Below are 12,334 nucleotides of genomic sequence, written 5' to 3'. Positions count from 1 at the left end.
ATACCTAACAGATTGTTAAATTTGGCAATAATTCACACGCCAATACATTCTTACTGAGCCAACTGCATAGGCATGTTAAATAATACAATTAAAGGTATTAATTAAAACCCTTCTAAAACAATTTTACCAATGGCACGGCCTGCTTCTAACGCCTCATGTGCAGCACGAAGATTTGCAGCATTTATTGCGCCCATGTGCTGGCCTAACGTAGTTTGAATATAACCTTGGTCGACAAGATCGGCTACTCGGTTAAGTAAACGTCCCTGCTCATCCATATCTACTGCGTTAAACATCGAGCGAGCAAACATAAACTCCCAATGTAATGACAAACTCTTGAGTTTTAACTTAGTGATATCTAACCCTTCTGGATCATCAATCATGGCAATTTTACCAAAGGGTGCTAGCAACTGAGTGTAAGCCTCAAAATAGGCATCTGTGCTGTTTAAACTGGCCACATGGGTGACAGACCCTATGTTTAATCCATCAATTTGAGCGGGTAACGGTTTGGTGTGATCAACCACATGATCAGCGCCTAACTTTTTCACCCATTCGCTTGAACTTTCACGCGATGCTGTGGCGATAATGGTTGCACCTGTCAAGGTTTTTGCTAACTGAATAAAGATAGAACCCACACCACCCGCAGCGCCTACGACCAAAATGACTTCGTTTGATTTTTCAGTTGAATGGGGTGCTTGTTGCTTAATACATAAATGTTCAAACAGTAATTCCCAAGCCGTGATCGCCGTTAACGGTAATGCTGCGGCTTCGGCATCGGATAAACTTTTAGGTTTAATGCCCACTAAACGCTCATCCACTAATTGGTATTCAGCATTGCTACCCTGACGCGTAATATCGCCAGCATAATAAACCTGATCGCCAGGATTAAATGGGCTCACACTTTCACCTGTCGCAATCACTTCACCAACGGCGTCCCAACCGATCACTTTTACTTCACCCGCAACAGGCGCCATGTTCAAGCGGACTTTATAGTCTGCTGGGTTAACGGCGATGGCTTTTACTTTGATTAATAAATCACGGCCTGTTGCGATAGGTTGAGGTAACTCGACATCAATTAACGACTCAGGGTGAGTAACGGCTAATGATTGTGTGTATCCGATGGCTTTCATAATCTGCTTCCTATAGTAAACGGTATCAATGGGATTACTTTTCAATGAAGCTATATTAGCCCTTGTTTTACTCCGCATAAACAGCATAATAATTGAAACATTATCAAATATTATTAGACAATATGTTATTAGAAGATCTGCAGGTTATTTTGAAAGTGGCTGAGTTTCGCAGCATTACCGCCGCAGCAACCAATCTTGATATGCGCACAGCAACCGCCAGCGCCGCAGTTAAACGAGTCGAAAGTTCGCTAGGTGTTGAGTTGTTCATTCGCACTACAAGGCAGCTAAGGTTATCCAATGCTGGGGAAAAATACATTCCTCAATGTGAGCAAGCACTATTAATGCTCGAACAAGCCAAACAAAATATGAAAGGCGAATTAGACATCATCGACGGGGATTTACGAATTGCATTGTCATCGGATTTGGGCCGCAATCTGGTTATGCCATGGATAGATGAGTTTATGGCCACTCACTCAAAAGTCAGTTTACGCGCCAATATTAATGACAGTAACTTGGACTTTTACCGCGACTCCGTCGATTTAGCCTTGCGCTATGGTTCGCCAAATGACGCTAATCTTTACGGGTTTAAAATCTGTAATGTCCCCAGATTATTGTGTGCATCTAAAGCTTACCTAGCAAAACATGGCATGCCAAAACACCCACAAGACCTCGCCTCCCACAATGGACTGTTATATCAACTCAATAATATTACTTACGATGTGTGGGAGTTTTATCGCGGTGATGAACAGTATAAAATCAAAATGAAAGGCAACCGAGTGTCTAACGATGGTGAACTGGTTCATCGATGGTGCGTATCGGGTAAAGGCATTGGGCTTAAATCTTGCCTTGATATATCAAGCGATTTACTCGCCGAAAACGTGGTACATATTTTACCCGAATACCAAACCAAAGCGACCGAACTCTGGCTGATATTCCCCAGTAGACAGTCTATTACTCCCGCAGCCCGATTACTGCGTGACACCTTAAAACAAAAGACCCGCAATATTTTACTGCAACTGATTGAGAAAGGCATAGTAGATAAAAGCGTGTTGAATTGATAAGCCTATCGGGGATAACAAGCGGTAACAGCAGGAAGTGCGATGAAATGCGGTGGTAAGAGATAACGAGCGATATCGAGCGATTCAGGATATTGGCCGATTCCGTCTTTTCTCAGTTATATCTCAATGAAATAAGACACATTCTTTGTCATCATCTAACAACGATATATATTTAATACCTTAAACTCACTTTTGGACAAAAGTGTATTTAAGGTATTGATTAACTCAGCTTACTTGGTATTAGTTTAGCTTGATTTATAACGTAGCTTTATTTGAACTTATTGCCTGCAGCATGCTGATGTGCAGATGATTAAGCGAGACGCCGGCTCTTGATTTTAAATCAGCATCCCTGTGGGCTTATCCAAAACATCCCTGTTTTGGATACTCGCTGACTCATCTACACCTTTAATTTAACTCTCTTCGATTTAGCCGCATTGTAATGATCAAGTTTTTTCTGTAGCGATTTTCATCGCTTGCTACCCTCTTAGCTTATGACGTTGTTTGTATAGCCTCTAGCCGCGAAGCGACCTAGCGCCTAGACTTTTGACTTAACAAAAAAGCGCAGCGTTCGCTTGTCACCGTTAGTTATCGCTTTTCACCACTTGTTACCCTCTTAGCTTTTCGCTTTAGCTTTCTTTTTATAAGGCTTTTTAAAACTGCGTTTCGGTGTGGTACTGGCGACACCTTGTAATGCTGATGGTAACTGGCTGGATGCTTGGGTTATTAAACCATCTAACTGGCTGAGTAATGGCTGCATAAACGCATCGTACTTCAGTCGTTTTTGGCTGATGGCATCAAGGCTGTTTTCCCATAATGCGGTCATGTCAGGTGTAGTTGCTGATTCTGGTAAGCTGCGGATCAAGCCAGTGCCAACCTGAGTGGCCAATATCGATTTACCTTGACGAATAAGGTATCCACGCTTAAATAATAATTCAATAATCCCAGCACGAGTTGCTTCGGTGCCTAGGCCGTCGGTTTCTTTGAGGATTTTCTTAATTTCACTATCAGTAACATAACGACTAATTCCGGTCATGGCGCCTAATAATGTGGCATCGGTAAAATGCTTCGGCGCTTGAGTCGTTTTCTCCAATAATTCACCACGCAGACAATGCAACACCTGCCCGTTAACCAATGGCGGTAGCGACTGAACGGCATCGTCGTTATCGTCTTCACTGTGAGTTGAACCAGTATTCGCTTGACTGTTATTAGCTTGATTTGCTGTGGCTGCCCGTTTAAAGAGCTGTTTCCAGCCTAAGCTTTTGTCTTGACGCGCTTTAGTGGTAAACAAGCCACCAGCAATCGTCACTTCAACTGCGGTTTCTGCATAAATATAAGCGGGATAAAACTGGGCTAAATATTGCCGCGCAACATGTTGGTACAACTTTGCCTCATTACCTGATAATGCAGCTAAGTTAGCCACTTTCTCGGTAGGCACAATGGCATGGTGAGCATCCACTTTACTGTCATCCCACGCTTTAGATTTAAGCTTGGCATTAGGTGAGTCGCAACCATCAACCAAGGCAGAAACGCCTTTGAGCACAGCATCCAATACTTTCGGTGCCAAAGTATGCTGCTCTTTAGGTAAATAGCGACTGTCTGAGCGCGGATAAGTAATCAATTTATGTTTTTCATACAAACTTTGGCAGGTATCAAGCACCTCTTTCGCCGATAGCCCAAAGCGTTTTGCGGCATCGATTTGCAGTGCTGATAAACTATAAGGTAATGGCGGGTTTTGGCGCTTATCTTTGGCTTCAAGTTTTGTCACTTCAGCGGGTTTACCATTAATGCGGGCAACCACATTTTCGGCTAAGCCTTTAGCTAATACCCGTCCATCTTCGTCCATATAGGGCTGGCAAGCCTCACTAGGCTTCCATTTAGCACTAAAACCTTGTTGCTGATCGGTCAGCAAATGCGCTAACACTTCATAAAAAGGTTTTGGGGTAAATGCAGTAATTTCTTCGTCGCGGCGTACGACTAACCCAAGCAAAGGCGTTTGTACTCGGCCAACTGATAATACCCCCTGATAACCGACCTTACGCCCTTGAATGGTATATGCGCGGGTCATGTTCATGCCATACAGCCAATCAGCACGGCTGCGGGCTAATGCAGAAGTCGATAAAGGAATAAACTCACGATTGCTGCGTAACTGCCCTAGCGCACGTTTGACCGCTTGGGGGTTTAAGTCGCTGATTAACAGCCGCTGTACCTGGTTAAGCTTGTCACCCTTTACGCCCAAATAAGAAATCACTTCATCGACCAGCAACTGCCCTTCTCTATCTGGATCGCCAGCATTAATTATCGATGATGCTTGCTTTACCAGTTTACGCAACACCGTAAGTTGACTGCGCGTTTTGGGTTTGGGCTGCAACTTCCACGTTTGCGGGACAATTGGCAAATGCTCGAGTTTCCACGACTTAAATGCATCATCGTACGCATCAGGCTCGGCTTGCTCTAATAAATGGCCAATACACCATGACACGCAATCACCATTGGCGGCAGTGATATAGCCATCACCTTTTTTATGTGGCTTTGGCAACACATCGGCAATCGCACGACCTAGACTGGGTTTTTCAGCAATATATAAAATCATAATCCACTGTTGGGGCGTTAGCGTTCAATATGACAAACCGAACTGCGCCACTTAACTGTATAAATTTACAGTATAGATTAGCGTTAAATACGCCAAGCTGCAAATATGAAATAATTAACCCCTTATCGGCGTAAATCATTACAATAAAAGCATAACAGCGAAAAGCCTAGAAGCTAGAGCGGACTGCGTCCTGCTAGATCGCTTCGCTGCTATAAAAGCATAACAGCGAAGAACCTAAACCCTAGAACGGACTGCGTCCTGCTAGTTCGCTTCGCGGCTATAAAAGCATAACAGCGAAGAACCTAGACCCTAGAACGGACTCCGTCCTGCTAGATCGCTTCGCTGCTATAACAGCATAACAGCGAAGAACCTAGACCCTAGAACGGACTGCGTCCTGCTAGATCGCTTCGCTGCTATAACAGCATAAAAGCGAAGAACCTAGACCCTAGAACGGACTGCGTCCTGCTAGTTCGCTTCGCGGCTATCAAAGCATAATAGCGAAGAACCTAGACCCAAGAGCGGACTGCGTCCTGCTAGATCGCTTCGCTGCTATAAAAGCATAACAGCAAAAAGCCTAGACCCTAGAACGGACTGCGTCCTGCTAGTTCGCTTGATATCGATCTTTATCGCTCGTCATCGCTTGTTATCGCTCTTATAGCCTCTAGCAGCGAAGCGTCCTAGTATCTAGGCATCTAGGCGCAGCGTTCGCTTGTTATCACTCTTATAGCCTCTAGCCGCGAAGCGTCCTAGCCTCTAGGCCTTAAAGCAAAAAAAACCAGCATCAATATGCTGGTTTTTTATCACTAACAAACAGTGGTTAACTTATGGATGACACTCATTGTGCATTTCTAAATTAGTGCCTATGTCCTTTGAGCGATTTGCTTTGGCATCATCGTTACGTAGTTGGGTTAAATGATCCAAGTAAGCTTGATCAACGTCATTGGTAATATAATGACCGTCGAACACTGATGTTTCAAAACGCTTAATCTCTGGATTTTCCATTCTTACTGCTTCAATTAAGTCGCTCAAGTCTTGGAAAATAATGCCATCGGCACCAATGATTTTGGCAATTTCGTCAGCATCACGACCATGAGCAATCAACTCATTAGAGGTCGGCATATCAATTCCGTACACGTTAGGAAAACGGATTTCAGGGGCTGCTGAAGCAAAATACACTTTCTTTGCCCCGGCTTCACGCGCCATTTCAATGATCTGCTCAGACGTGGTGCCACGAACGATTGAATCATCAACCAGTAATACGTTTTTACCTTTGAACTCAGTATTAATTGCGTTCAATTTACGACGTACTGATTTTTTACGTTCTTGCTGACCTGGCATGATAAACGTACGACCAATATAACGGTTTTTAACAAAACCTTGACGGTACGGTAAATCCATACAACGAGCAATTTCTAATGCGATATCGCACGATGTCTCTGGAATAGGAATAACGACATCAATGTCATGGTCTTCCCATTCTTTCTTAATTTTTTCGCCTAACTTAGCGCCCATGTTTACGCGACTGGCATACACAGAGATTTTGTCGATGCTCGAATCTGGACGAGCAAAATAAACGAATTCAAAAATACACGGAGCATAGCTTGGGTCTACAGCACATTGACGGGTAAATAACTGGCCATCAAGTGAAATATAAACAGCCTCACCAGGTGCTACGTCACGCATCACTTCAAAACCGACGGCATCCAAAGCAACACTTTCTGAAGCAACCATATACTCAGTACCAGTTGCGGTTTCATGCTTACCCAGTACCAAAGGACGAATACCAAATGGATCGCGGAACGCTACTAGGCCTTGGCCGATGATCATTGCCACTACCGCATAAGCACCACGGGTTTGCGCATGCACTTTGGCAACCGCATCAAACACTTCATCGGCACTTAAGGTTAAACTGCGCGTCTCTTGTAACTCATCGGCTAACAGGTTTAACAAGATTTCGGAGTCAGAGGTGGTGTTAACATGACGACGTTTTCTGACGAGGCTTTCCGCCAGATCAAGCGTATTGGTCAAGTTACCGTTATGCGCTAACGAAATACCAAATGGCGAGTTAACATAAAACGGTTGCGCCTCTGATGCACTCGAGCTGCCCGCGGTTGGATAACGAACATGTCCAATACCGGCATTACCTTGTAAACGCTGCATATGTTTAGGTTCAAACACATCTTTGACTAAGCCGTTTGCTTTACGTAAACGAAACGCATTCATGTCAACAGTCACAATACCTGCTGCGTCTTGACCACGATGTTGAAGCACAGTCAGCGCATCATAAATGGTCTGATTAACTGTTGATTTTCCTACTATTCCGACGATACCACACATGGGTAAGGTTCCTCACTGTAAAGTGTTTTATGATTATATTTTGGGTACAAAGCTTGAGGTATTTTCGACATAGTCAAAAAACCACTGAATAACCACGCCAAATTCAGGTACAAGTACAGAATCCTGCCACCATTTCGTGTCAGGGAATGCCGTAAAAGCATCCATAAAAAACAGTAATGCGCTAACAATTAACGCGCCACGAATGGCACCAAAACACAGGCCTAAAACACGGTCTGTGCCCGATAAGCCTGTTTTGGCCACTAACTGGCCTAACAAATAATTAACGAGTGCCCCTAGGATCAGGGTAATGATAAAAAGAATGGCAATCGCGACACCGTTTCTGACTAACTCGTCCTGCATTTGGGTTAAATGAGCAGCAAGATCAAGATAAAACTGGCTAGCAATAAAGAAAGCGGCAAACCAAACCACAAGAGACATGGCTTCTTTGGCAAATCCGCGGATCAAACTAATAATAGTTGATAACCCGATGACAATAATAATTGCGTAATCAATCCAAACCATGGAGATGGGGATCCGGTATAGGGTTCAAGACGGCGAGATTCTAACAGAGACAGAGATGTTTCTCACCTCTGATTGCACAAATTATTCTTGCGTGATTAAGAACAATCAAATTGTAAATATTAATCACCCAAGCATAATACCGTCTGAATAGGTTATTGTTCCTGTGGATTATAGGCTACGATTTTGCCTTTTAATCCGGTTAATTTGAATATAGGTTGCTGACGAGCTTTAAGTTTTTCTTCTGACACTTCAGGGCCTACAAATACTCGGGTTAATTTTCCTTCAACAGGTACTTTAGGCAGTGTATAAGCATTAAATCCTGCCTTACGTAGTTGAATAATTAAGGCTTTTACATTGGTAATATTATTAAAACCGCCTAATTGCAACGTAAAACCAGCCGTAACGGGTGATTTAGTTTTATTAGCAACGGGTGTTTCAGGCTTTTTTACTGCCGCAGTGGTTGCCGCTGACGGTTTAACCACTTGATTCACTTTTTTAGTTGGTTCTGCTTCACCTAATTCAACAATATCGTTACTGAGATCTTGAGGTTCAGCAATCGTTAACACTTGGAATTCTTCCGCGGGTTCGGCGATGTTGGCAGAACTGGCTCGATTTGAAGCACTTGATTGAACGGGACGTAAAGGAATTTCAGTGAACTCCTCAACCACCTGAGGTTTTTTACCGTCTAATAAATCGGGTAAAAAAATCACACCTAAGGCCACTAAGACGATGGTACCCACTAAACGATTTTGAAATTGACGATTCAAAGCTAATTCCCTTTTTTAACAAAACGACGTTAATGATGGCTTCTAAAACCGACGTCTAACATAAATAGTGTTTATAAAGATTTAAACCCTGCAACAGTATAAAAAGAGCCAAATATAATGACCACATCATCAGCCTCTACCGTCGCTTGTATAGCTTGCCATGCGCTGGCGATGTCAGTAAATTCACTGGCATGCTGACGACAACGCTCATTGGGCAATGCTTGACGCAGTGCTTGCGCTGTTGCGCCCCGTGGATTATCTAAACCAACAAAATACCAATGACGGATTTGTTCAGCCAATGTCGCCAATACCGACTTGATGTCTTTATCTTTAAGCATGCCACATAAGGCTACAATACGACGACCTTGGTACGCCTGCAATTGCTGTGCTAAATATCGTGCAGCATGGGGATTATGCGCTACATCTACTAGTACTAATGGTTGCTCACTCACCTGCTCTAATCGTCCAGCTAGTTGAGCTTGTTGTAATCCTTGGTTGATGTGTTGCTGGCTTATTTGCGGCCAAATATAACTTAGCAGCGCCACAACACTAGCAGCATTAGCTAGCGGTAACCTTGGCACAGCCAAACCAATATAAGATTGCTGCGCGGATTCAAAATGCCATAATGTAGGTGGGTTCTGGTCTTTATGGTAATGAAACTCATAACCAACACGATAAAGTGTTGTTCCAATCTGCTGAGCATAATCGGTCACGCTCAATGGTAAATCGGGTTCACCACAAATGGCGAGACAACCTGAGCGGAACACGCCGGCTTTTTCTCTGCCAACCAGTTCTCGGGTATCGCCTAAATATTCTTGGTGATCAAGATCGATAGAGGTCAAGATAGTGGCTGTGGAATCGATAATATTAGTGGCATCTAGACGGCCACCTAAGCCCACTTCAAGAATAATCACATCAAGCTTAGCAGCTTTGAATAAGTATAAACCCGCTAACGTCGCATATTCAAAAAAGGTTAATGAAATATCACCTCGTGCCATCTCTATGGCACTAAAAGCTCCAATAAGAGAGGCATCACTGGCATCTTGTTGATTGATCTGCACCCGTTCATTGTAATGCAGCAAATGCGGTGAACTGTAGACGCCAACTGATAAGTTTGCTTGACGTAATATTGAGGCGAGCATCGCACAGGTCGTGCCTTTACCATTGGTACCGGCGACTGTAATCACTTTAGCTGGAGCTAAATCAATCACATTGAGTCGCTCGGCGACAGCACTGACTCGCGTTAAGCCCATGTCGATTTCGCTAGGATGAATTGCCAGCAAATAATCCAGCCATTGATTTAAGCTTGATTGTTGATTGGGTACAGTAATTTCAGACGCAATTGACATAATTCAATACCATTTAATTTATGCAAACCTTACCAGACGTGGCGAAAACATAACATTAGTTTTACATCCCAATAAATATGACTGAAAAACACTTTAATCGAGCATAAACAATGGACCGAGTGCTAACCTAGGCAATTGATGCTGCTCAGGGTAAGTCACATCGACCAAATACAATCCGTTGGGCTTAGCTGTCGCTGCCGCCTGAGTGCGATTTTTCAATGCCAAGAGTTCTGTTATCCACTCGATAGATTGATTACCTAAACCGATTTGAAGTAATGAACCGACAATATTACGCACCATATGATGTAAAAATGCATTGGCTTGAATATCCACCAACACATACATGCCTTGACGAGTCACATTAACTTGATGCACATCTCGACAGGGTGTTTTAGCTTGACAATGCAACGCTCTAAAACTGGTAAAATCGTGTTTGCCTACGAGAAGCTGTGCGGCTTGATGCATCAAGGTTTCATCTATATCGCCGTGATAATGGCTCACACCAGAAGCTAAAATACCAGGGCGCAATTGATGATTATAAATAACATAGCGATAACGTCTGGCCGTGGCACTATAACGGGCATGAAAACTGTCATCCACTTCTTTCATCCATCGCACGGCTATACTGTCGGGTAAATTAGCATTCACGCCTAGTGTCCACGCCGTCATTGGACGTTGAACATTGGTGTCAAAATGAACCACCTGTCCAGTAGCATGCACGCCAGTATCAGTTCGCCCGGCACACAATACTTTAATGGGCTCATTTGCCACGTAACTTAAGGCTTTTTCAAGCTGGGCTTGCACTGAATCGACATCGAGTTGGCGCTGCCACCCACAAAAACCACTACCATCATATTCAATACCTAACGCGACCCGCATGCCTATATCCTCTACTCAATAATGGCGCGCAGTTTACCACAAAAAAACGGCGCATGTATCTGCGCCGTTTGCATTTATATGGTTAACATAGGGCTATTTATTTTACCTATACCACATGAATTGACCGAGTTAATTATCCGAGTTAATTAAAGCTTTTAATTAAATTTTTGGCTTCTAATTGTTGACGTTCATTGCCATCCATTTGCACTTCTTTTAATAATGCTCGGGCACTGTCTTGATCTTCAATTTCAATATATGCTCTGGCTAAATCAAGTTTGGCATTAACGGAGTTTTCTTCATCATCAACATCAACCATGTCTGCATTGCTTATTAACGAATTGACTGAACCCATATTAACATTAACGTCTTTATACTGATCGGTTTTATCGTCATCTTCATCAGCATCGTTTAACAATTTATCGATGTCGATATAGCTATTTTCACGCTCAAAACGCGTTACCTCATCATTACTGGCTTTATATTCAGCTGATTGGCTACGTTCTTTTTGATCAAGTGCCGCCAACGCTTCATCTACCGTTAAATTGTCATCGCTAAGGATATATTCGTCTTCAGAGGTATAGTCGTCAACGTTGTCATCCTCTTTTAATGACTGTGAAAATGCGGCCAGTAAATCATCATCACTGACCTCAGATTCATCGACTTCTTTCTCGTCAGCGGCAGACTCGGCAGCTTTAAGTAAATCACTTTCCCAATCTAATAATTCAGGCTTAGGTTTGTTGGATTTTAGGTCATTAAAGAAGCCGGAATCTTTATTGGTTTTATTTTGCGCAGTAGACGAAGAAGTGTCTTTATCATCTATTTCGGCTAACAAAGCATCAAGGGCCTCTTCCGCTTCAGTTTCTGGAGTAGGAGAAGATGCTGCTGTGGATCCTTGCTCTGACTTAACATCATGACGACTAGTTAATGCTAGCGCGGCTTCAAGTTGAGCATCAAATAAGGTGTTATCTTGGTCTTTACTATCGGCTTGTGTATCAACGTCAGACAGAGCATCTTTGTCCGCATCAATATCGTCTGCATTATCTGTTTTAGCTAAATCGACATCACTAAGATATTCATCAAACTCATCAAACAACTCAGTATCATCAATCTTGTCATTGATAGATTGTTCGCTGTTTGTATCAGTTGATGGTGTATCGCCGGCTTTTGTATCTTCTTTAAAGCTTGCCAATAAAGCATTAATATCATCATCGAGTGACTCATCATCGTCCAATATTAATGCTTCACTGGACGTATCGTCATCTAACTCCGCGGCAATCTGAGCTTGTACCGCTGCGTTTTCGTGATCATATGTCTCTGACTCAACCACAGGTTCGTTAAGACTGGCTAACAATGCATCGATGTCTTCGTCACTTGTTTCATTATCATCAGTAGAATCGGCGACATCTTCATCACTTAATTCAGCTGCAATTTGGGCTGCTAAATCATCACTTTCCGAGTTTCCCTGCTCATCTATTGGTAATTCATCGCTATTTTCGGCCATTGCGGATTCAATAACAGGCTCATTCAAGCTAGCCAATAATGCATCAACATCCTCATTATTAGGCTCTTCATTTTGGCCAACTTCATTCACATCATCTTCGCCGCTTGAGTCTGCCGATGTCTCTGGAGCTTTGACAGCCGCAGCAACATCATCTGACTCTGCCGGCATATCAAACTCGGCGAGTAATGAATCGATATCATCTTC

At 43.1% G+C, this 12,334-nt stretch carries 9 protein-coding genes; 1 reads left to right on the top strand and 8 read right to left on the bottom strand.

Going from position 1 to position 12,334, the window contains the following annotated elements; translation table 11 throughout:
- Positions 1–101: 101 nt before the first annotated feature.
- Complete coding sequence (locus AAEZ00_RS19960) at positions 102–1,127, bottom strand: zinc-binding alcohol dehydrogenase family protein (RefSeq protein WP_351075188.1); 1,026 nt, start codon at positions 1,125–1,127, stop codon at positions 102–104.
- 122 nt (positions 1,128–1,249) lie between these two features.
- Here AAEZ00_RS19960 and AAEZ00_RS19955 point away from each other — a divergent pair, with 122 nt between their 5' ends.
- Positions 1,250–2,185, top strand: a complete 936-nt coding sequence (locus AAEZ00_RS19955; protein ID WP_124012129.1) for a LysR family transcriptional regulator — start codon at positions 1,250–1,252, stop codon at positions 2,183–2,185.
- 613 nt (positions 2,186–2,798) lie between these two features.
- Here the strand turns inward: AAEZ00_RS19955 and AAEZ00_RS19950 are convergent.
- From AAEZ00_RS19950 to AAEZ00_RS19920, 7 genes are all read right to left on the bottom strand, one after another.
- Positions 2,799–4,775, bottom strand: coding sequence for a DNA topoisomerase III (locus tag AAEZ00_RS19950; protein WP_124011808.1), 1,977 nt, complete (start codon positions 4,773–4,775; stop codon positions 2,799–2,801).
- An 822-nt stretch (positions 4,776–5,597) separates the two neighbouring features.
- Entirely contained in the window at positions 5,598–7,112 is a 1,515-nt protein-coding gene (purF, locus tag AAEZ00_RS19945; protein ID WP_101032172.1) for an amidophosphoribosyltransferase, read from the bottom strand.
- A gap of 33 nt (positions 7,113–7,145) precedes the next feature.
- Positions 7,146–7,634 carry a CvpA family protein gene (locus AAEZ00_RS19940; RefSeq protein ID WP_101032173.1) on the bottom strand — a complete coding sequence of 163 codons (489 nt, stop codon included), beginning with the start codon at positions 7,632–7,634 and terminating at the stop codon, positions 7,146–7,148.
- Between the two features lie 152 nt (positions 7,635–7,786).
- On the bottom strand, positions 7,787–8,401 hold the full coding sequence (locus AAEZ00_RS19935; RefSeq protein WP_101032174.1) for an SPOR domain-containing protein: 615 nt from the start codon (positions 8,399–8,401) through the stop codon (positions 7,787–7,789).
- 71 nt (positions 8,402–8,472) lie between these two features.
- Positions 8,473–9,750 carry a bifunctional tetrahydrofolate synthase/dihydrofolate synthase gene (gene folC, locus AAEZ00_RS19930; RefSeq protein WP_124011809.1) on the bottom strand — a complete coding sequence of 426 codons (1,278 nt, stop codon included), beginning with the start codon at positions 9,748–9,750 and terminating at the stop codon, positions 8,473–8,475.
- Between the two features lie 93 nt (positions 9,751–9,843).
- Complete coding sequence (gene truA / locus AAEZ00_RS19925) at positions 9,844–10,629, bottom strand: tRNA pseudouridine(38-40) synthase TruA (RefSeq protein WP_101032176.1); 786 nt, start codon at positions 10,627–10,629, stop codon at positions 9,844–9,846.
- A 142-nt stretch (positions 10,630–10,771) separates the two neighbouring features.
- A partial coding sequence (locus AAEZ00_RS19920) for a FimV/HubP family polar landmark protein (protein ID WP_351089627.1) occupies positions 10,772–12,334 on the bottom strand: 1,563 nt, incomplete at its 5' end.

Source organism: Shewanella sp. S1-49-MNA-CIBAN-0167 (assembly GCF_040310145.1).
Lineage (GTDB): Bacteria > Pseudomonadota > Gammaproteobacteria > Enterobacterales > Shewanellaceae > Shewanella > Shewanella psychromarinicola.
This window is presented reverse-complemented; position numbering and strand designations above follow the sequence as displayed.